The organism is Arthrobacter sp. DMZ02-1R (assembly GCF_057747935.1).
Genome location: NZ_CM173230.1, coordinates 106595 through 128217, shown reverse-complemented (window position 1 = coordinate 128217; position 21623 = coordinate 106595). Strand labels below are relative to the sequence as shown.

Genomic DNA, 21623 nt, shown 5'->3' with positions numbered 1-21623 from the left:
CCCTAGCTTCACAGGGGTTGAATGTTCTCCGCCTGGGGGCCTTTCGGGCCCTGCACGACGTCGAACTGGACCCGCTGATTCTCGTCCAGTGATCTGTACCCACTCGAGGCGATCGCCGAGTAGTGGGCAAAGACGTCCGCCGAACCGTCGTCGGGGGCAATGAAGCCGAAACCCTTCTCGGCGTTGAACCATTTGACAATACCTGTTGCCACGGCCATGTTCCTTCTCTGAATCTGACTGACCATCGGCTTCAACCCCGATGCCCCCGGACGCATACGTCCGCTTCCTCAAACCTACGGTGCGGGGTTCGGGGGCGCAAGGATCTTCGGGGGTCTCGGTATTCCCGGGCGCGCCGAATCTTGAGGTTGACCCTTCCCCCGGCGCTGAGAAGGCCTTGTCTGTAATGTTGGTCTTCGGGACCGAACGAAGGCGGGATGCTCATTGGGCCGCAAGACACTTGTTGACGATGTTGTCGACGGGCTGCTCGATGACATCCTTGAGGGGAAACTCGGCCCCCACGATGCGATCCCCAGCGAGCTGGAGATCGCCGCCGCCTATGGGGTCAGCCGACTCACTGTGCGTGAGGCACTCAAGGCGCTGCGGGCACAAAACATCCTGTACGTGAAGGCCGGCCGCGGCACGTTCGTGAACCCGGCCGATGCCTGGACGGGGCTCGGCGCGATTTTCAAGGCCGCCTCCCACGGGAGCGGCGCGGACCAGGTGTCGGTGGGCCTCATCGAGGTGCGCCGGATGGTGGAGACCGGCGCGGCGGGCCTCGCAGCGACGCGACATTCCTCGGAAGACGCGGACCGGATGCGGCAGTGCATCGCCGACATGAAAACCTCCCACGCCGCAGGTGACCTGGACCGCTTCGTGGCAGCCGACATCGGATTCCACGACGCCGTACTCAAGGCTTCCGGCAATCCTTTTGTCCGGGCACTCTTCGCCCAGCTAGGCCAGCTTCTGTACGCGGCCCGACGGGAAACCTCCGCCGTCCCTGAGATCCAGCTCCACGCCATCGACTACCACCAGCGCGTGCTGGATAGCATCCTCACCGGCGACGCCGAACTCTCACGGCGCGTCATGGACGAGCACATGGACCAGACGTACGAAGACTACGAACGCTACGTGCACGGCACCAAGCTCTGACGCGGGCAGTAGCTCCGCATTCCGGGCCGCCACGCGAAAACTGTATTTCGATCCGACTATTGACCCCCTGCTCGCGGCATCGTATGATTTTCGCCATATCAGATGTCTGACATCTGACTGAAATAGATCGAATGACTCTCCCACATCCCCTGGATTCCCCGCTGAGCGCAGTTGCCGATGCGGATCCGACAGACAGAAGGTCAAAGATGACTTCCCTCACGATGCGCTCCCCCGCCCTTGGTGAACTCGGTGAACACACGCTGCGCAAGGTGCGCCGCCGCATCATGCCCCTCATCGTGCTGCTGTACTTCGTCGCGTACCTGGACAGGAACAATGTAGGTTTCGCCAAGCTGACCATGAGCGCGGACATCGTCCTCAACGCCGCCGCCTACGGACTCGGCGCCGGTATCTTCTTCCTCGGATACGCACTGCTCGAAGTTCCAAGCAATGCGGGCATGTACCGATTCGGAGCGCGTAAATGGCTGGCCAGGATCCTCATCACCTGGGGCCTGCTCGCCGCCGCCATGGCCCTGGTGAACGGCGAATCCAGCTACAACATCCTCCGTTTCCTCCTTGGAGCGGCCGAGGCCGGATTCTTCCCCGCAATCTTGTTCTACCTGACACTATGGTTCCCCGCTGCGCAGCGCGTTACCGTGCTGGGGATCTTCATCCTCGCGCAGCCATTGTCGAACGCACTCGGCGCTCCCGTGTCCGGCTTGCTGCTGCAAATGGACGGTGTCATGGGCCTTCACGGCTGGCAGTGGCTATACATCCTTGAGGGCGTCCCCGCGGTCCTGCTGGGCCTTCTTACCCCGATTCTCATGACAGACCGGCCTCGCGACGCCAAATGGCTCAAAAACGACGAGCGCGAATGGCTCGCCAACACCATGGACGCGGAACTTGCCCTCAAATCGAAGTCCGGACACCACAACTTCCTGGCCGGACTCAAAGACAAGCGCACCCTGGCGTACTCCGGCCTGTACTTTGGCCTCGTCTGTGGCATTTACGGACTGGGCCTCTGGATGCCCACCATCGTCTCGGCGCTTGGCAAGTTCTCGACGACGGAAATCGGATTTATCGTCTTCATTCCGTACGCCATCGCCGCGGTGTTCGTGTACTGGTGGAGCAAGCGCGCGGACAAGACCGGCAAGCGCGCATGGCACACCGCCGTCAGCATGATTCTCGCCGGCGCGGGCCTGCTTGCAGCCGGCTTCCTGCTCCCGGTCAACCCATTCCTGGCAATGGTGGGCCTCATTGCCTCGGCCATGGGCATCTACGGGGCCATCGCACCCTTCCTGTCCATGCCCTCGGCTGCGCTCACCGGCGCTGCGGCAGCCTCAGGCCTTGCCCTGATCAACTCGCTGGGCAACCTCGGCGGCTTCGTGGCCCCCTACGCGGTGGGCCTCTTGAAGGACGCCACCGGCAACAACCAGAGCGGCCTCGTCTTCCTCTCCCTCTGCCTGGCCGCCACGGGCATAGCCACCTACCTTTACGCACGCAAACGCCCCGAAGGCGACGCCACGCTTGCCCAAACAACCGAACCTTCCGACGCCCCCTGATCCCGCACTACCGAAGGAAACAAAGGCAATGACCTCCACCAATTTCCCCACTGCCCGCACAGTTGTGCTCACCGGAGCCGCATCGATCCGTGGCATCGGCCGCGCCGCCGCAGACCGCATGGCCAGCGAAGGCTGGGCCGTGGCCATCCTGGACATCAACGGCGTCGATGCCAAGGCAGCAGCCGACGAGATCGCCGCAAAGCACGGCGTCCAGACGATCGGCCTGGGCGCCGACGTCTCCGACAAGAACTCGGTGGACACCGCAATCGCCCAGGTGGAGGCGGAGCTGCCGCCGATCGTCGGGCTGGCCAACATCGCCGGTATCAGCAACCCCACCCCGTTCATGGAAGAGACCGTCGAAGGATGGGACCGAGTGTTCGACATCAATATGCGCGGCACGTTCCTGGTAAGCCAGGCCGTACTCAAGGGCATGATCGAACGCAAGGTCGGGCGCATCGTCAGCATCTCCTCCATCTCCGCCCAGCGCGGCGGCGGCACATTCTCCAAGGTCGCCTACAGCGCATCCAAGGGAGGCGTCATCGGCTTCACCCGCGCCCTGGCCCGCGAAGTCGGCGAACACGGCATCACCGTCAACTGCGTCGCGCCCGGCCCCATCGACACCGACATCATGGGCGGCACCCTCACCGAGGAACGCAAAGCCGAAATGTCCCAAGGCATCATGATGGGCAGAGTGGGCACCCGCGACGAGGTAGCCGCGCTGATGAGCTTCCTCCTCGGCGAGGACGCTGGCTACATCACCGCAGCAACGTACGACATCAACGGCGGGCTCCAGGTCTCCTGACCGCTCAGAAACCCCAAGAGAAGCCTATGAGGGACGCCAAGGCCACCAACTGGAGTTGATGGCCTTGGCGTCCGCAGGGCCTAGAGAAGCCCCACCTTGGTCATCAGCTCGGTGACCTTCTCGCTGTTGAGCTTGGCGGGGTCTACCGAAGGTGCCTGGAGATCCTTGAGGGGCACAAGCTTGGAGTTGGCCGGTACGTCGGAGCCAACGGTGTACTCAAAGGAGTCACCGTTCTGGAGGACCTGCTGGCCCGCTTTGCCCGTGATGAACTTCAGGAACTGCTGGGCCTGGGCCTGCTTCTTGCTCGAAGCCAGGACGGCGCCGCCGGAGACGCTGACGAACGCGCCGGGGTCCTGGTTCTTGAAGTATTGGAGATCAACGTTCTTGCTGTTCTCTCCAGTCTGGGCCTGGTCCACGAAAGAGTAATAGTGGTACAGGACTCCCGCGTCGACCTCACCGGCGTTCACAGCCGCGAGCACCGGAGTGTCGTCCTTGTAGGACTTGAAGTTGCTTTTCGCAGCCTCCAGCCATTTCTGGGTTGCGTCTTCTCCCTTGAGCGCGAGCATCGCGCTGACGATGGCCTGGAAATCCGCTCCGCCGGTGGACGCTCCGATTCGGCCCTTCCAAGCGGGGTCGGCGAGGTCCATCAAGGACTTGGGGAGCTTGTCTGCAGTGAGCTTGCCCTTGTTGTATGCCAGCACGGTGGAGCGGGCGGCGATGCCCGTCCAGTCGCCAGTGGAGGGCCGGTACTGCGAGGGGACCTGGCTGAGGGTTGCTTGATCTACCGGTGCGAGCAGGCCGGCACTAGCGATGCGGACCATGGCCGGGGAGTTTTCCGTGAGGAAGACGTCCGCAGGAGAGTTCTTGCCCTCCTCGGAGAGCTGGTTGCTCATTTCAAGATCGTCGCCATTGCGGAGCGTTACCTTGATTCCCGTTTCCTTGGTGAAGGCGTCCACCCATGCGCCCGTGAGGTTTTCGTGCTGCGCGTTGTACACGACGATGCCGTCGCCGGATCCCGCCGCACCGGATGCGGAGCTACCTGTTGCGGTACCGGTGGGTGAACCGCTGCACGCCGAAAGTGCCAGCAGCGTGGCCGTGGCGGCGGCAAGGGCCGTAGCAGGTTTGATGCCGAATTTCATGGGGGCCTTTCGAGGTCCCGGCCGGGACCGGGGCAGTTAGGAGATGCAGTTGGGGAGCAGCGCCTTAGTAGGCAAGGCAAACCTTACTGTAATAACAACATGCCATTGTTGCGTAATTCAGAACGCACTGAGGTCGACTGTTACAAACGGCAGGCAGAATGGCTGCCCAACAGAGGTGCAGGTAGCGCGCAATCAGGGAGCGCAGTGGGCAGCCAGTGGATCAGCCCGGAAACAAGGTTGATCGTGGTAGCGAGGACTACCACTCCGAAAAGGTAGGACAGCAAGGCTTGCCGCAAGCCCGGCCGCCACGCCCAGAACCACCATAACCACCAGCCGCGTACTTGCACGGTAAACGCGGGAACCGTAGACACGATTCTCCATGCGTCCATCGTCCCACCGCAGTTTCCACCGGTTAAGGGCGTGCTAAATCTCCGCCAGTCGGCGTAAGGAAACCATTAAGACCGATGACGGCGGCCCCGTTTGGTGGTCTGATGAAAAGCGGAAGCACCCGCCATCCGGGCTTCGAGCCGACCATCCGTAGGAGCTGACTTCACCATGGAACGGATTGACCTCAACACAGGAAAGGCCCACGACGCCGAGCCTTCGGGCGGGCGCACTCAAGACTACGTCGTGGTCGATGACCTGGGTGATTTCACCTACTACCCGTCCGAGGCCACGATGCTCGAAGACATGGAGTACGTTGACGAAGCAGCAAGCATTCTCGACCGCGCGGGCAACGACTTCCGCTTGACGTTGGAGAAGGACCGAAAGCTCAGGCTGGGCTCCTCGTTCGGCCGCGTGGAATTCACTTGGCTACGCCAGGCATGGATGACCGACCGGCGCCGGGACCCGCAGGCGCATCGATTGCTCCGCCTCTACCCCACCACTTTGGACGCCCTTGTGGCTGGAATATTTGAAACCTTAACTCTTGAACTCGCCATCCAAGCCGCCAACTCAACATGGGCATTGGACGTGGGGGGAGAAGAAACGCACCCGGCGACGCTCAAGGACGTCGATGGCCTCCTCGCTGGGCTGGATCATCTTGAACTGGCAACTGTGCGCGACCCCTTCGGACACGACTACCGGCCAATCCGCCACGCGACACACCGCTTTCACACCCCTGGTGCAGGGGCGATCTACTACGTGGAGATTGAACCCAACCCCGAACAGGCCGGCCACCGTCCCGACGTTTCTGACAGTTTGCCTTGAGTTCCTTCAATGTGGGTTACCGGCGGGTAGGCGTTCTGCGATGCCCTCCGTGTGGAACACCTATCTCGCCGTCGACCACGCCCGCGCCACCGCAGCGAAGATCACCGAAGCCGGCGGCCAGCTCATGATTAGGGGGACGTTCACCCGTTGGTGAGGGTGACGTCGTCGAGGTACATCCAGGTGTCGTCCGCCGGGGTGGAGCCGTCGAGGTGGACGTTGAACCAGAGGGTGATGGTCTGCCCTTTGTACGCGGACAGGTCGGCGGTGAACTGGGTCCAGGTGCCGTTGTCGTTGCAGAGCTTGAGCAGGCTGGCCAGGACCGTGCCGCTGGTGGAGCGGACTTGGGCTTCCATCCAGTCGTACGGACAGGCATTGCCGGTGCAGGGGTCTTCCGCGCTGTGGGGCTGGTACCAGAAGGACAGCGTGGTGGTTCCGGTGGCGGGGACGGTGATGGTCTGGGACAGGCTGCTGTCACCCAGAGGCTCGGCCCCCGAAGCCGCGCCCAGGAGCGCCGAGCCGGTGCCGGTGTGGGCGGTGGTGGAGGCCACGGGTGCCCTGACGCCGCCGGTGGTCCAGGAGGTCAGCCCGGATTCGAAGCCGCCGTTGGCGATGCCTGACGTGGTTGTTGCCGTCGGGGTGACCGGGGCCGACGCCGCCGACGCCGGTGAGGTGCCGATTGCGTTGGTGGCGGTGACGGTGAAGGTGTAGGCGGTGCCGTTGCTCAGGCCGGTGATGTTCGCGGTCGTCGCGGGCGGGGCTCCGGTGACCGTCACGGGCGCCAGGGTCGTGGCACCGGCGTGCGGGGTGACCGCGTAGGAGGTGATCGGAGAACCGCCGTTGGCCGGGGCGGTCCAGGACACGGTGGCCGAGGCGTTCCCCGCCGTCGCGCTCACCCCGGCGGGTGCGGCAGGCGCCGTCGCCGCCGCTGTCGGGGTGACCGGGGCCGAAGCCGCCGACGCCGGGGAGGTGCCGATCGCGTTGGCGGCCGTGACCGTGAACGCGTAGGCGGTGCCGTTGCTCAGGCCCGTGATGCTCGCGGTCGTCGCCGGCGGGTTACCGGACACCGTCACCGGCGCCAGGGTGGTGGCACCGGCGTGCGGGGTGACCGCGTAGGAGGTGATCGGAGAGCCGCCGTTGGCCGGGGCGGTCCAGGACACCGTGGCGGAGGCGTTGCCCGCCGTCGCGCTCACCCCGGCGGGTGCGGCAGGCGCCGTCGCCGCCGCTGTCGGGGTGACCGGTGCCGACGCCGCCGACGCCGGTGAGGTGCCGATCGCGTTGGTGGCCGTGACCGTGAACGTGTAGGCGGTGCCGTTCGTCAGACCCGTGACAGTCGCCGTCGCCGCGGGCGGATTCCCGGACACCGTCACCGGCGCAAGGGTCGTGGCACCGGCATGCGGGGTGACCGCGTAGGAGGTGATCGGAGAGCCGCCGTTGGCCGGCGCGGTCCAGGACACCGTGGCCGAGGCGTTGCCCGCCGTCGCGCTCACCCCGGCGGGTGCGGCAGGCGCCGTCGCGGTCGTCTGGCTGTTGCTGAGGTTGACGTCGTCGAGGTACATCCAGGTGTCGTCCGCCGGGCTGGACCCGTCCAGGTGGACGTTGAACCAGAGCACGATGGTCTGCCCGTTGTAGGCGGAGAGGTCGGCGCTGAGCTGGGTCCAGGCACCGGAGTTGCTGCTGAGTTTGAAGAGGCTGGCCAGGGTGGCGCCGCTGGTGTTCCGGACCTGGGCTTCCATCCAGTCGTACCGGCACGTGGTGCCGCTGCAGGTGTCATCGTTCGTGTGGGGCTGGTACCAGAAGGACAGCGTGGACGTCCCCGCGGCAGGCACGGTGATGGTCTGGGACAAAGAGCTGTCGCCCAGCGGCTCCGCCCCGGACGCCAGGCCCAGAAGCGCCGAGCCGGTGCCGGTGTGGGCGACGGTGGAGGCCACGGGTGCTTTGACTCCGCCGGTGGACCAGGACGTGAGTCCGGATTCGAAGCCGCCGTTCGCGATGGTCGACGCAGTCGTTCCTGTCGGAGTCACCGCTGCCGACGCGGCCGACGCCGGCGACGTGCCGACAGCGTTCGTGGCCGTCACCGTGAACGTGTACGCCGTGCCGTTCGTCAGGCCAGTGACGGTCGCCGTCGTCGCCGGCGGATTCCCGGACACGGTGACCGTGGCCAGGGTAGTGGTGCCCGCATGCGGAGTCACGGCGTACGAGGTGATCGGAGAACCGCCGTTAGCCGGCGCCGTCCACGACACCACCGCGGACGCGTTCCCCGCCGTCGCGCTCACCCCCGAAGGAGCCGCAGGCGCCGTCGCCCCGGGGGTCACATCGATCATCGAGTAGTCGTCCGTGGTGATCGAACCGTTGGATTGGATGTTCAGTCCGTAGCTGATACCCGAGGCGCCGGCCGGAAGAGCCGGCGTGGTCCAGGTTATTTGGGTCCAGTTGCTGCTTGCGTTGAACAACGGGCTCGCCGTCCAGTAGGTCCAGTATCCCGTTCCTGTCCGGTAGTAGACCTCGAATTGGGTGATCACGTTGGATTTGTACCAGGCGCTGAGCTGATAGACATGGCCTGGAGTGCCCGTAGGCGAGCAGCCGCCAAGGTCCAGGGCAGGCAGGAGCTTCGCGTCACCGCTGACATAACCGCTCATTGTCAGCTGTTCTGCGTTGTTGCCCGTGTGGCCAGGCGAGACCACCGAGTAGCTGGGCGTGTTCGTGCCGAACCCACCCGCAGCCCAGCACAGCGGAATCCCGCTGGTAAGCGTCTCCAAGCTCGGGTTTTGGATCATGTTGGTCCCCGGGGGAGGCGGCGGGGGCACGGCCGGGCCTGAGACAAGCGGCTGGACGGCGCCCCCGATTACCTGGTCGACAGTCTTCACAGCAACGCTGCCTGCCGCCTGTTGCTGCGCGAGCCAGGAGGTGAATTGGCTGAACAAATCGGGGCTGATGGTAAGGGTCGGATCGGTCCCGACAGCGATGTGGTGGAACGTCAGCTGAACCCAGCCACCGCCAGCTGCCTGGGCTTTGGTCACGGAATCTTCGAGGTTGGCCAGCGTCCACGTGCTGTCCACCTCTTCCGGCGCCTTAGTGTCATACGGATTGGCGGGCGGGATGGATTCCGCGGCCGGGAGCCCAGTGTCGTCTTTGCTGTAGAGGTCTCCGAGCCCGCGCGCACTGTTGAACCCGCAATTCTTCACAATGGTCTGCACTGCGGGGTCCAAGGAAGCAAAGGGGTAAGCAAAACTGGTGACCTTGAAACCCATGTTGGCCAGGGCAACCCTGCCGTTGCATACTTGGCGCGTCACTTCATCCGAGGTCAATGTGACCAGGTCGGGGTGGGTGACGGTGTGGCCGGCAATCTCGTTGCCGTCGGCAAAGAGTTGCTGCAAGTTCGCCGACGTGAAATAGCTCGGCTGATCGACCCACCCGGACGGCACGAAGAAGGTACCGTGCAATCCGAGGTTCTTCATGGTGGCTGCGGCAGTCATCTGGTCGGCATTGCCGTCATCGAAAGTGAGCGTGATGACGGTGCTTGCGGCGGCATGGGCCGGCAAAGCGAAACCGCTGAGTAGTGCCAGGACCATTGCCGCACACGCGCCGAGGGCACCCCAAAGGGTCCTGAGCCTTCGCGTCGTTGCCCTCTTTCGCGTCGGGAATTTGCCCACAACACTCACCGTCCAATCAAAGCCGGGTCAACCGGTCAAGGATGGGAGTGCTCCCCCACAAGACCTGCGCTGACCTTACGGCCCCACATACGGCCGAGTCGCGAGTGTGCTTCACCCGTTGGGCGCCGCCCTTGACAGGCGAGCACTCTAGGGTTGGTTAACGAGCTACAGCGCCTTAACAGCGCTCAACACCTTGGCCAGGGATTCCTTGGCATCGCCAAACAGCAGCGTGGTCTGCGGCTCGTACATGAGTTCGTTCTCGATCCCCGCGAATCCCGGACGCATGGACCGCTTCAGAAACACCACTTGGCGGGCGTCGGCCACTTCAAGGATGGGCATGCCGTAGATCGGTGAACCCGCAGTGGTTTTCGCGGCCGGATTGACGACGTCGTTCGCGCCGACCACCAGTGCGACGTCGGCCGTGCGGAATTCCGAGTTGATCTCGCCCATTTCCTTGAGGGACTCATAGGGCACGTTCGCTTCGGCAAGTAGGACGTTCATGTGCCCGGGCATGCGCCCAGCCACCGGGTGGATCGCGAAATCCACATCGATGCCCCGCGCCTCAAGTGCAAGCGCCAGCTCCGCCGCCGTGTGCTGCCCTTGGGCCACCGCGAGCCCATAGCCGGGAACAATGATGACCCGTTGCGCATAACCAAGAAGCACCGCGACGTCTTCCGGGCTGGACGAGCGCACCGGACGATCGCTCACGGCCGTCGATCCCGCCGTCGAGCCTCCTTTGAACGCACCGAAGAGGATTCCCGCAACGCTGCGGCCCATGGCCGCGGCCATTGCTCTCGTGAGGATGGTACCCGAGGCGCCAACCAGCGTGCCCGCCACCACCAAGAGCACATTGCCAAGCACCAGGCCTGAGGCCGCCACGGCCAGGCCGGTGAAGGCGTTCAGCAGCGAGATGACGATCGGCACATCCGCGCCGCCTACGGGCAACACAAGCAGCAGGCCGGCGGCCAGTCCCAGCAGCAAGAGCACCAGCGCGAGCGCGAGGGAACCACTGAAGACGACGGCGACGGCGGCACCCACGGCCGCGATCAGCACCGCCCCCATGAGGGTCGGCAGGCCGGGAAACACCACCGGGCGGGTGGTCATTAGCTCCTGGAGTTTGGAGAACGTAATGGCGGAGCCCGCGAACGACACCGCCCCCACCAGCAGCGTGAAGACAATGGCCACACGAACCCAGTGATCCTCCGTGGGCGCGAGTTCCAGGAGCGCCACGAGTGCCGCGGCACCACCGCCCACGCCGTTGAACAGCGCCACTAGTTGCGGCATCTGGGTCATCTTGACCTGTCGCGCTACAGGCGCGGCCACTCCCGAACCGACCACCATCGCGGCCAGGATCCAGGGAACGTTGTCCATCTTGACCGAGAAGAAAACCGTGGCCACCGCGAGCGCCGCACCGAAGGCACCCACCAAATTGCCGCGCCGGGCAGTGCGCGGAGAATTCAGTCCCTTGAGCGCGAGGATGAAGCACACGGCGGCCGCGAGGTAGAGGAGGGAGGTCCACACTGGATTGATGAGGGTCATCGCATGCCCTCCTTCGCCCCGGGCTTTAAAGCCTCGGGGTTCTTGCCGGCGGTCACTTCACGTTTGCGTCCGCGGAACATCTCGAGCATGCGGTCGGTCACCACGAAGCCTCCCACCAGGTTCGCGGTGGCGAGGACGACGGCGAGCAAGGCCACCGCGAGAACCCACGGGTCTGAGGCCTGCCCGGCAACGATGATGGCCCCCACCAGGATGATCCCGTGAATGGCGTTGGCGCCGGACATCAAGGGCGTGTGCAGTGTGCTCGAGACCTTGGAAACCACCTCGAAGCCGACGAACACCGCCAACACGGTGATGGTGAGCAGGGCGATGCCGTCCATCACGAAACCCCCTCGTTCGCCGAGCCCACTGATTCTGCGGTCTCGGCGGAGAGCGCCGCGAGCGCCTCGGCCGTCGGACCGTGCCGCACCTCGCCGTCGTGCGTCAGGCACGCACCCGCCACCACCTCATCGCCGAAGTCCGGAACAACCGCCCCATCACAAGTCATGAGGGCCAGCAGGTTGGCGACGTTCTTCGCGTAGAGGCGCGAGGCGTCCGCGGGCATCGCGGAGGCCACATCCTTCATCCCCACGAGGGTGACTGTTCCTTGGCCGTCCGCCGTCGGGATCTGGAGGTCCAAGCCGGGCACCGAGCCTTCCACGTTTCCGCCGGATTCAGCGGCGAGGTCGACGACGACCGAGCCTGGGCGCATGTGCTGAACCATCTCGCGGCTCACCAGAAGCGGGGCCCGCCGTCCGGGGACGGCCGCCGTCGTGATGAGCACGTCTGCCTGGGCGACGTGCGGTGCGAGCAGTTGGCGCTGCAGGGCACCCCGATCGGCGCTGAGCTCGCGAGCGTAACCGCCGGACGCCTCCGCTGTCTCCACGTCGAGCTTGATGAACGTGCCGCCCATGGAGGCGACCTCGTCCGCCGACGCCGGCCGGATGTCGTTGGCGGAAACGCGTGCACCCAGCCTCTTCGCGGTGCCGATGGCCTGCAGACCCGCCACACCGGCGCCCAACACGAGCACGCGGGCCGGGGGGATGGTTCCGGCGGCTGTCATGTACAGAGGGAAGAAGCGTGGCAGGCGCATGGCCGCCTCGAGCACGCAGCGGTACCCGGCCACGAGGGCCTGGGACGTGAGAGCGTCCATGGATTGTGCCCGGGAAATGCGGGGCACCAGCTCAAGCGCGAAGGACGTCACGCCCGCTTCGGCGAGCGCGCGGACGGTGGGAAGTTCCGACGACGGCGATGCCAGGCCCACGGTGACCGCGCCCCTGCGCAGCGCGGCCGCCGTCGCGGGATCGAGAGGGCGGACATGCGCGTAAACGTCCAGTCCGGCGAGATCCAAGGTGGGGACGATGAGGGCGCCAGCCTTTCGGTAGTCGTCATCGCTGTGGCCTGCGGCCGTTCCGGCTCCGCCTTCGACGAAGACCTCCAGTCCGAGGCACGCTAACTCCTTCACAGTTTCGGGCGTCGCTGCAACCCGCCGTTCACCATCCAGCCGTTCCCGCGCTATGCCAAGTTTCACTCGCGCTCCCTTCCCGAAACCCCATTGCCCCGAGCGTTGTTGGCTTGAGTCTAGGACGCGGAAGGGCCGGGCGGGAGGGGGACTCCTTTTGCGGCGCCACGCGCCACTCTAATTGCCCACTAGTCCATAGAATTACGGGGCGGACGCGGGTTATGCCGCTACGCGGTGGTCGCGTCAGTTGATCCGCTCAGCCAAGGCCGCGATGATTCCCTCTGGACCGCACACGTATGCCATGCGCCAGGCGCCCTCATACGGGCCGATGCCACCGGCCAGCCCGTATCCCTCCGCGGCCAGCCGATCGATCAGGGATCGCTATGACCGAGTCGATGAACTCGCCCTCCACGAACGTCCGGCCCTCGACCTCGAGCCCGAGTCCAACGAAGAACGCCGTCACTTGGTCGAGGTCCCGAACGGTGACACCGATGTGGTCGAACCGCATGATGCGCGACATGAGAAAGCCTCCAAGTGTTCGTTTGCACGGCCCAACACGGAGCCTAAAGCGGACTTTACGGCGGATCATGGGACACCGGTCTGGAGATGCCTCTACGGTTGGTCCGCACTCCGGCCGTCGTAGTGGGCATGTGCACAATATGACCAAAACCGTGATCGACATCACCGCTTGGACAATGATGTAGAGGGCCGCACCGGGTTTGCTGCGGCCCTCTACATTCCCGGTAAAGCCATGACAAAGGAGTCTGATATGGCATTGTCGCCATCTGCCCGGGCCATCAATTCAGTTGGTGTGCCCGTTGGGACCCACTCCCTTTACTTGGCCCTCATCGCCGCCGTTGCGCGGGAATCGCGACGGTGGAACCGGTACGATTCCCAACACACTTTCCCATCTGGAACTCGGGCATCATGCGAAGCTCCCGTGTTGACCAACTTCACCGGTAAGGCGGTAATGGCGGCACTGGTCGGCATCTAGACCAGGGTGATCGGCTGGCCCAGTTGGACTGCGCACTGAACAGGCCGGATCTTGACGAAAGCGCCCTGAGGACACGCCGCGATTTCGACCACCGGAAAAGAAAGTCCTGGCCTTGGAGAGCCGGTCTTCCAGCGCGGTCGGACCCTCTGGCCCTGCTCCAACCCGGGTTGGCGACCGGGTTGCCATTTTGGTTGGACGACCGCTTCACCCTGCTGTGATCCATGAAGAAAGGTCCATGCAGCCTCCGCGAGAAATGCGCAGGCAAACCAAAGGTTTTGCAGATCCATGAACAAGGAGCATCTCTTGAAGGTCAGAATTCTATCCGTGCTACTCGTCGCAGGCTCAATTGCACTGACTGGATGCGGCGGCGGAAACACTGCCGCCGGTGCGGTCGGGGACAAAGGGAATCCGACGCCCCGCACTGTTGCAACCATTGCCGTGCCTAATTCGAAAACCCCGCCCTTCAGCTTCGACATCGGCGCCGTCGAAGCAGGCAAGTACTACGTTACGGACCGCAACAACAAGTCCGTTGATGTTGTCGACATCAAGACGAACAAGCTGGAGGCACAGATTACCGGCGGCTTCGCCGGAACCGGAAAGACCTTTGACACCTCCGGCCCCGACGGAATCGTCACAATCCCGGGCGCCGGAACGATATATGTCGGAGACGTCAATTCAATAAAGGTGATTGATACTTCCACGCAGAAAATAACCAAAAACATTCCCGTCAGCACGAATGGCTTCCGTGCTGATGAAGGCTGCTACGATCCGGATGACAACCTCATCATGATCGCCAGCCCGGGCGAATCGCCGCCCTTTGTGACCTTCATCTCAACGAAAACACAAACCGTCGTCGGACACCTCGACTTTAAGGATTCAACCGGCCTTGAAGACTGCAAATACGACGCCAAGGCCAAAACTTTCAACATCAACAACGACGGCACGCCCACAAACCCGCACGGTCAAATCGACGTCATTACCGCCAGCTCGGTGACGGCCGGCGCTCCAGCCGTCAGCAAGTCAGCCCCACTCGGCGACTGCAATCCGACCGGCATGGTCCTGGGGCCGGACAATGAAATGCTGATCGGCTGCGACCCGCCTGCGGGGAAAGCCCTGACATCTCTCATTCTCGACAGGACCTCCCTTGCAACCATTGCCAACGTTCCCTTCGCCGGCGAGGATCAAGTGGATTACGACCCCGTTTCAAACAAGTACTTCCTGGCAGGACGCCACTGGGTTCCCGGCGGAATCGCCTCAACGACCGGGCAGGTGTCCTCTCTTGGAGTTGTGGACGGCGCCACCCATGCTCTCAGCTACACGCTGCCCGCCGGCGCCAACGCACATTCAGTGGCTGTAGACAGCGCATCTGGGCAAGTTTATCTTCCGTTCGCTCCGGGCGTCCCCAACTTTCCGGACGGAGGTATCCAAGTGGTAGGAACACGGTAATTCGCCGCCCCGGTCATCCTTCGAAACCTTGCGGCCGCTGCCCGGCAACGCATCAAGCGCGACGGCCTCCCGCCCATCCCCACACCGGGCGGACCGTTCAACGAGGGATGCCGGTTGCGGGCCGGTTTACCGTCCCCATAATGTAAGGCCGGCAGGTCGGGTACGGTGCCGGGATCAGTCCCGGTACCGTACCCCACCCTCCGCTCCAGACGTGCCACGGGCCAAGGAGTTGTTGCTATCTCAATTGGCGAGGCGTTCGTTGGCAAAGCGATGGGTTGGCCGCCAGCTGCGATCACGGCCGCAACGGCACCTGTTGCCGTGGTTTTTGTTCTTGAAATGATGGACCGAATCAAGAGGCTCAAATAAGGCCGCAAGGCGGAGGAGCCTACCTCAGCCAAGACGGTCACTGGATGTCGCCTGGAGCGCGCCCGGTATAGGATCGGCGGATTCAAGCGCACGCGCGATTCACCGGGATGACTCCCCCGGCTCGATGTATGAATATCCAGACTCTGCGCGGTGTTGGCATATTCATACATCGTGCCCTTCCATTCCCATCTTCGGACTGCTCTACTAAGCTCGCTGTGGGCTGGGAGCCTCCAGTTACCGCACCGTCGATGAGCCGGTTCCGGCCGCGCCGTCGGGAAGGAACACAGCTATGGCAACGTACAAGATCGGATACTTCGTCGGCAGCCTCTCAAGCCGATCCATCAACCGGGTCCTGTCCAAGGCGCTCATCAGCGTAGCGCCGGAGGAGCTCGAATTCACCGAGATTCCCATCAAGGACCTGCCCCTGTACAGCTCTGACTACGACGCCGATTTCCCGCGTGCAGGCCGGGCGTTGAAGGACGCGATCGCCGCGTCGGACGGCATCCTGTTCGTCTCCCCCGAGTACAACCGTTCCATCCCCGGCGCCTTGAAGAATGCCATCGACTGGGGATCCCGGCCCTGGGGAACCAACTCCTTCGCCCGCAAGCCCACTGGCATCATCGGCACATCTCCCGGCAGCATCGGCACGGCCGTGATGCAGTCCTCCATGCGCAGCGTCCTGAGCTTCCTCGACGCACCGCAACTGAACGCCCCGGAGGCCTACATCAAGTTCGATGCGGCGTCCTACAACCAGGATGGATCCGTCCGGGACGAAGGAACCGCGTCCCTCCTGCGCCACTATATGGAGGAGTACAGCGCGTTCGTCCAACGCGTCCTCGCCGCCAACGCTCCCGGGCACATCGGCGACGAACACCCGGACGGCGCCAAGCTGACGCGATGATGTTGGCTTTGCCACTGAGAACACCGCGCCGCAGCCGAGCCCGGATCCACCTGCGTGGTAATTTTCGCGAAGATCAGTAGCGGCTTGCCCATCATCGGGAGCCATGTCTTTCGAGGATTCCATGCTTTCTTTGCGTGTGCGGCTAAGGCGGGGAGCCACTGGCGTGGCTGCTGCATTGGGCGTCCTGGTTGTGATGTCAGGGCTGGCGGCGCCCGGCGCAGGGGCTGCCGTTACGGGCGGCTCCGCGATAACGCCGGTGGCCGTCGTCGGAACCTCGGCGAGGCCGACGGCGGCGGGCGCCTTCATTCCAATCTCACCCGCCCGGCTCCTGGACACGCGCAGCAGCACGCCCGCGGGCCCTGACTCTGCCGTTTCCTTTCAGGTGGGCGGCGTCAACGGGATCCCCGTCTCAGTTTCAGCGGTCACCTTTAACCTCACAGTCACTGGCCCGCAGTCGTTTGGTTTCATCACCGCTTACGCCTCAGGAACCGACCGGCCGAACTCCTCGAACGTGAACTTCGCGAGCGGCGAGACCGTGCCGAACTCCGTCACCGTACCGGTTGGCTCGGACGGCAAAGTCGCCCTGTTCAACCGGTCCGCGGGCAACACCCACCTCATCGCGGACGTCTCCGGCTACTACCTTCCCGGCACCCCGACGGTACCCGGCGCGTTCGTCCCGGTGGTCCCGGCCAGGCTCTTGGACACCCGGCCCAGCGCACCTGCCGGCCCGGACGGGACGGTGTCCTTCCAGGTGGGCGGGGTGGGTGGGATCCCGGCAACAGTCTCCGCGGTCACCTTCAACCTCACCGTCGCGGACCCCACCTCGTTCGGGTTCATCGCGGCCTATGCTTCCGGAACTGAACGCCCAAACTCCTCCAACATCAACTTCGCAGCAGACCAGACGGTTGCGAACTCCGTCACCGTTCCGGTCGGCGTCGACGGCAAAGTCACCCTCTTCAACCGCTCCGCAGGCGTCACCCAGCTAATCGCCGACGTCGCGGGCTACTACCTGACCGGTGCCCCGACCACGCCCGGCGTGTTCGTCCCGGTGACCCCTGCACGGCTCCTGGATACGCGAAGCAGCGCGCCTGCAGGCCCGGATGGGACAGTGTCCTTCCGGGTCGGTGGCGTGAACGGAATTCCCGCCAATGCCGCGGCGGCCGTGTTCAACCTCACCGTCACCGGCCCGCAGTCGTACGGTTTCATCACCGCTTTCGCCTCGGGAACCACACGGCCGAACGCCTCCAACGTGAACTTCGCAGGCGGCCAGACAATCCCGGACTCCGTCACTGTCCCGGTTGGTTCCGACGGCAAAATCACCCTCTTCAACCGCTCCACGGGCGCCACCCAGCTAATCGCCGACGTCGCGGGCTACTTCCTCGCCGGAACGTCAACCAGTTCTGCCCTCACGTGGGGCGACAACCAGTCCAGCCAGCTCGGCAACGGCACCGCACCCTACCTCGCGACTGCGACGGCCATCGCTGGCCTCTCCGGAGTCAAGTCCTTCGCCGGGGATGGATCCACGAGTTACGCGCTTCTGGCCGACGGGACGGTGCAGGCATGGGGGAGCAACCAGTCCGGGCAGCTCGGCAACGGAACCACTTTGGACAGCAGCACCCCCGCTCAGGTCCCAGGCCTCACCGGAGTCACGTCCATCGCGAGCAATGGGGGCACCGCGTACGCGCTCCTGAACGATGGGACCGTCCGCGCCTGGGGCGAGAGTGCGTCCGGCCAGCTCGGCAGCGGCATCACCTTCAGCAGTACGCCACTTCAGGTCCCCGGCCTCACGGGAGTCACCTCCATCACAGCCACCTACTACGGAGCTTTCGCCTTGCTAAGTGACGGAACTGTCCGTTCCTGGGGCGCCAACTTTGTGGGTCAGCTCGGCAGTGGCACTACCAGCAGCGGCAGTGGATCCCCGGTCCAAGTTACGGGCCTCACCCGCGTCACCTCCATCACGGCCAGCGACTTCAGCGCCTATGCACTGTTGGCTGATGGAACCGTCCGCGCCTGGGGCGACAATTCAAACGGGCAGCTTGGCACCGGAAATTCCGTCAACGTCAGCAACACCCCTGCCCAAGTCCAAGGGCTCACCGGCGTGGCTTCGATCGCCGCCAGCAACCACGACGCCTACGCCCTGCTGTCCGACAGAACGGTACGTTCTTGGGGCGCCAATGCGAGCGGCCAGCTCGGCAACGGGACCACATCAGAGAGCTACACCCCGGTCCGCGTCCAGGGCCTCAGCAACGTCACGTCCATCACGGCCAGCGCGGGCACCGCATACGCGGTCTCGGGCGACGGCACCGCTCACGCTTGGGGCTCCAACCAGTCCGGACAGCTCGGCAACGGCACTGCCACCAACAGCAGCATTCCCGTCCAGATTCAAGGCCTCGCCGGAGCCGCCTCCATCACAGCTGACAAAGGGGATTCCAACAACACGGTGGCCTACGCCGTGCTGCGCGACGGGACTGTTCGGAGCTGGGGACTCAACCAATCCGGCCAACTCGGTAATGGCACCACTGTCACCAGCAACGCCCCCGGCCAAGTCGCCAGTCTTAGCGGAGTCGGCTCGGTTACGGCCGGCAGAGGGACCGCGTTCGCCTTGCTTGCGGACGGAACCATCCGCGCCTGGGGCGACAACTACAACCACCAACTCGGCGTCACTGGCACAACCTCCTTCAGCAGCTCACCGGTCGGCATCCCTGGCCTCACCGGGGTGTTCGCCGGAGCCCAAGGCGCGAGTACCAAGTACGCCGCGCTGATCAACGGAACAGTGTGGGCCTGGGGCGGAAACGGGTTCGGACAGCTCGGAAACGGCACCACCACTGACAGCAGCATTCCCGTCCAAGTCACTGGGCTCTCAGGGGTCTTATCCATCACCGCCAGCGGAAGCACCGCTTACGCCCTGCTTGGCGACGGAACGGTGTGGGCTTGGGGAGACAACTCGTCCGGCCAGCTCGGAAACGGCACCACCAGCAACAGCACCACACCGGTCCAAGTCCAAGGGGTTAGCACGGCCACCTCGATCACAGCCAACGGAGGCACCGCCTACGCTGTGCTCAATGACGGGTCGGTTCGCGCCTGGGGCAGCAATCAGTCGGGGCAGCTGGGCAACGGCACCAACGCCGCCAGCAACACCCCGGTCCAGGTCGCCGGCCTCACAGGAGTCTCTTCCATCGCTGCCAGTTACGGTACGGCCTACGCTGTCCTGGCTGACGGGACCCTCCGAGCCTGGGGCTACAACGGTTATGGCCAGCTGGGCAACGGCACCAAGGCCAACAGCAACACCCCGGTCCAGGTCGCCGGCCTCAGCGGAACCGTGTCCCTCACGGCCAACGGTGGCACGGCCTACGCAGTGCTGGGCAACGGCACCGTTTGGGCTTGGGGTTTCGGGGGCTACGGCGAGATCGGCAACGGCTCCACCACCAACAGCAGCACCCCGGTCCAAGTCCAGGCCCTCACCGGAGTGACGGCCGTGGCCGCCAGTGAAATCACGGGGTATGCCCTGCTCAACGATGGGACAGTCCGGGCCTGGGGTGCCAACTGGTACGGTCAACTCGGCAACGGCACCATCACAAACAGCAGCACCCCCGTCCAAGTCCAAGGCCTCACCGGAGTCAACTCAATCGCGAGCAGCATCTATGACGCATTCGCCTTGCTCAGCGATGGAACGGTCCGCGGGTGGGGTTACAACGCGCAGGGTCAACTCGGCAACGGCACCACAGGCAGCAGCACCACGCCCGTTCAGGTCCAGGGCCTCACCAGAGTGACGCGCCTCTGGCTGTAAGCGCCACCTTCGGCGCTAAGCGCTGCCGAGACTTGCTTGGGACTCAGTGCTTGGCGGCAATATCCGCCGAAATCAGCCCAGCGGTATGCACTATTTCGCCCCGAACTGACTCGATGTACGCCGCGGGCTCGGGCTGCGCGGCGACGTTTTGGGCCTGGAGCGAGACGTTGACTGCGGCCACAACTTTCCCCGCGGCGTTGCGCACGGGGGCTGCAACGGACATGAGCCCGAGTTCCAGTTCCTGGTCCAGCAGGCACCATCCTTGTGTGCGCACGCGGTTCAGCTCGGCCACAAGTTCCTCGCGGGTCGTCATGGTCCGTGGCGTCAGGGCCTTGAACTCCACCGAGGACAGGTATTCGTCCAGTTTCTGCTGCGAAAGATCGGCCAGAAGCACCCTACCCATGGACGTGGCGTAGGCCGGGAAGCGGGTGCCCACCGAGATGCCGACCGTCATGATCCGGCGCGTGGTCACGCGGGCCACGTAGAAGATGTCCGCGCCATCCAGTACCGCGGCCGACGTCGATTCCCCCAGTTTCAGCGAAAGGTCCTCGAGGTGCGGCTGCGCGAGCTGGGGCAGGGACAACGCCGACAAGTAGGAGTAGCCGAGCTGCAGCACCATCGCAGTGAGTGCGAACGTCTTGCCGTCCGTGCGGACATAGCCAAGCTCTACCAGGGTGTGCAGGAATCGACGCGCCGTGGCGCGCGTCAGATTGGTGCGCGCCGCCACCTCGCTGAGCGTCATGACGGGGTTGGCCGCGTCGAAGGCACGGATCACGGACAAGCCGCGTGCCAACGATTGTACGTACTGGTCACTCGCCTGGGGAGCACCTGCCTGGGGTGCTCCTGCCACTGCTGCGTCGGTCATGGTTACCAATCTTATTGGCGCGAACTGGCACCAAATGCCCCTTAAAGTGCTTCCAGAGGGAATCTGCTGCCAGTTCGCGCTCCCGTTTAGACGCCGACGACGGCGCCAGCCGCCTTCAGCGGGACCGGCACCAGCGCTTGGAGTTCTTCGAAGGTGCAGCCGAACGTCTCACGCACGGTCACGCCGTCGGGCCCTATCAGGAAGACGGCTTTGTCCGTGTACACGCGGGTCACGCAGCCCACACCGGTAAGCGGATAGCTGCAGGTGTCGACGAGCTTGGACACGCCGTCGCGGGTCAGGAGCGTCATCATGACGAACACATCCTTGGCGCCGGTGGCGAGGTCCATCGCGCCGCCGACAGCCGGGATGGCGTCCGGTGCCCCGGTGTGCCAGTTGGCGAGGTCGCCCGTCGCAGAGACCTGGAAAGCGCCGAGCACGCAGATGTCCAGGTGGCCGCCGCGCATGATCGCGAAGGAATCGGCATGGTGGAAATACGAAGCCCCGGGGAGTTCGGTGACGGGGATCTTGCCGGCGTTGATGAGGTCGCCGTCGATCTCGTCGCCCTTGGCCTCCGGGCCCATGCCCAGCATCCCGTTCTCGGTGTGGAGCGTGATGTTCTGCTCTTCCGTAAGGTAGTTGGAGACGAGCGTGGGCTGCCCGATGCCGAGGTTCACGAACGAGCCGGGCGCGATGTCCCGCGCCACGAGACGTGCGAGGTCGTCACGGCCCAGGGGCGTTGTTGAGGTTTGGGTGCTCAT

16 protein-coding genes are annotated in these 21623 nt (G+C 64.4%); 7 read left to right on the top strand and 9 right to left on the bottom strand.

Features of this window, described 5'->3' with window-relative positions; genetic code table 11:
- Nucleotides 1-8: 8 nt before the first annotated feature.
- Complete coding sequence (locus tag AC3ANQ_RS00560; protein ID WP_035743560.1) at nucleotides 9-212, bottom strand: cold-shock protein; 204 nt, start codon at nucleotides 210-212, stop codon at nucleotides 9-11.
- A 229-nt stretch (nucleotides 213-441) separates the two neighbouring features.
- On the opposite strand from AC3ANQ_RS00560, the gene AC3ANQ_RS00555 reads away from it, so the two are divergent.
- From AC3ANQ_RS00555 to AC3ANQ_RS00545, 3 genes are all read left to right on the top strand, one after another.
- Complete coding sequence (locus AC3ANQ_RS00555; RefSeq protein ID WP_488303312.1) at nucleotides 442-1149, top strand: FadR/GntR family transcriptional regulator; 708 nt, start codon at nucleotides 442-444, stop codon at nucleotides 1147-1149.
- Between the two features lie 206 nt (nucleotides 1150-1355).
- Nucleotides 1356-2708 carry an MFS transporter gene (locus tag AC3ANQ_RS00550; protein ID WP_488303311.1) on the top strand — a complete coding sequence of 451 codons (1353 nt, stop codon included), beginning with the start codon at nucleotides 1356-1358 and terminating at the stop codon, nucleotides 2706-2708.
- Nucleotides 2709-2736: 28 nt separating this feature from the next.
- Nucleotides 2737-3510, top strand: coding sequence for an SDR family NAD(P)-dependent oxidoreductase (locus tag AC3ANQ_RS00545; RefSeq protein WP_488303310.1), 774 nt, complete (start codon nucleotides 2737-2739; stop codon nucleotides 3508-3510).
- 80 nt (nucleotides 3511-3590) lie between these two features.
- On the opposite strand, the gene AC3ANQ_RS00540 is transcribed toward AC3ANQ_RS00545, so the two are convergent.
- Complete coding sequence (locus AC3ANQ_RS00540; protein ID WP_488303309.1) at nucleotides 3591-4649, bottom strand: iron ABC transporter substrate-binding protein; 1059 nt, start codon at nucleotides 4647-4649, stop codon at nucleotides 3591-3593.
- A 555-nt stretch (nucleotides 4650-5204) separates the two neighbouring features.
- Here AC3ANQ_RS00540 and AC3ANQ_RS00535 point away from each other — a divergent pair.
- The gene (locus tag AC3ANQ_RS00535) at nucleotides 5205-5858 is read left to right on the top strand and encodes a hypothetical protein (RefSeq protein WP_488303308.1); all 654 of its coding nucleotides are present in this window, start codon (nucleotides 5205-5207) and stop codon (nucleotides 5856-5858) included.
- Nucleotides 5859-5998: 140 nt separating this feature from the next.
- Here the strand turns inward: AC3ANQ_RS00535 and AC3ANQ_RS00530 are convergent, their stop codons facing one another.
- From AC3ANQ_RS00530 to AC3ANQ_RS00510, 5 genes are all read right to left on the bottom strand, one after another.
- Nucleotides 5999-9517, bottom strand: coding sequence for a fibronectin type III domain-containing protein (locus tag AC3ANQ_RS00530; RefSeq protein WP_488303307.1), 3519 nt, complete (start codon nucleotides 9515-9517; stop codon nucleotides 5999-6001).
- Nucleotides 9518-9673: 156 nt separating this feature from the next.
- Nucleotides 9674-11047 (bottom strand): NAD(P)(+) transhydrogenase (Re/Si-specific) subunit beta, encoded by a 1374-nt coding sequence (locus AC3ANQ_RS00525; RefSeq protein WP_268019926.1) that lies wholly within the window; start codon nucleotides 11045-11047, stop codon nucleotides 9674-9676.
- Nucleotides 11044-11385, bottom strand: coding sequence for an NAD(P) transhydrogenase subunit alpha part 2 (locus AC3ANQ_RS00520; protein ID WP_268019925.1), 342 nt, complete (start codon nucleotides 11383-11385; stop codon nucleotides 11044-11046). The genes AC3ANQ_RS00525 and AC3ANQ_RS00520 overlap by 4 nt, the downstream gene beginning before the upstream one ends.
- Nucleotides 11385-12575, bottom strand: a complete 1191-nt coding sequence (locus AC3ANQ_RS00515) for a Re/Si-specific NAD(P)(+) transhydrogenase subunit alpha (protein WP_488303306.1) — start codon at nucleotides 12573-12575, stop codon at nucleotides 11385-11387. The genes AC3ANQ_RS00520 and AC3ANQ_RS00515 overlap by 1 nt, the downstream gene beginning before the upstream one ends.
- A gap of 247 nt (nucleotides 12576-12822) precedes the next feature.
- The gene (locus tag AC3ANQ_RS00510; protein ID WP_488303305.1) at nucleotides 12823-13026 is read right to left on the bottom strand and encodes a hypothetical protein; all 204 of its coding nucleotides are present in this window, start codon (nucleotides 13024-13026) and stop codon (nucleotides 12823-12825) included.
- Nucleotides 13027-13803: 777 nt separating this feature from the next.
- Here AC3ANQ_RS00510 and AC3ANQ_RS00505 point away from each other — a divergent pair.
- The 3 genes from AC3ANQ_RS00505 to AC3ANQ_RS00495 all read left to right on the top strand — a co-directional run bounded on the left by AC3ANQ_RS00505 (nucleotide 13804) and on the right by AC3ANQ_RS00495 (nucleotide 20000).
- A complete protein-coding gene (locus AC3ANQ_RS00505; protein ID WP_488303304.1) occupies nucleotides 13804-14946 on the top strand; it encodes a YncE family protein in 1143 nt (380 codons plus the stop codon).
- A 655-nt stretch (nucleotides 14947-15601) separates the two neighbouring features.
- On the top strand, nucleotides 15602-16213 hold the full coding sequence (locus tag AC3ANQ_RS00500) for an NADPH-dependent FMN reductase (protein WP_488303303.1): 612 nt from the start codon (nucleotides 15602-15604) through the stop codon (nucleotides 16211-16213).
- A 163-nt stretch (nucleotides 16214-16376) separates the two neighbouring features.
- Complete coding sequence (locus AC3ANQ_RS00495; protein ID WP_488303302.1) at nucleotides 16377-20000, top strand: RCC1 domain-containing protein; 3624 nt, start codon at nucleotides 16377-16379, stop codon at nucleotides 19998-20000.
- A 43-nt stretch (nucleotides 20001-20043) separates the two neighbouring features.
- Here the strand turns inward: AC3ANQ_RS00495 and AC3ANQ_RS00490 are convergent, their stop codons facing one another.
- Together AC3ANQ_RS00490 and AC3ANQ_RS00485 are read right to left on the bottom strand one after the other, a co-directional pair.
- Nucleotides 20044-20865, bottom strand: a complete 822-nt coding sequence (locus AC3ANQ_RS00490; RefSeq protein ID WP_488303301.1) for an IclR family transcriptional regulator domain-containing protein — start codon at nucleotides 20863-20865, stop codon at nucleotides 20044-20046.
- Between the two features lie 86 nt (nucleotides 20866-20951).
- On the bottom strand, nucleotides 20952-21623 hold the full coding sequence (locus AC3ANQ_RS00485) for a 3-oxoacid CoA-transferase subunit B (RefSeq protein ID WP_488303300.1): 672 nt from the start codon (nucleotides 21621-21623) through the stop codon (nucleotides 20952-20954).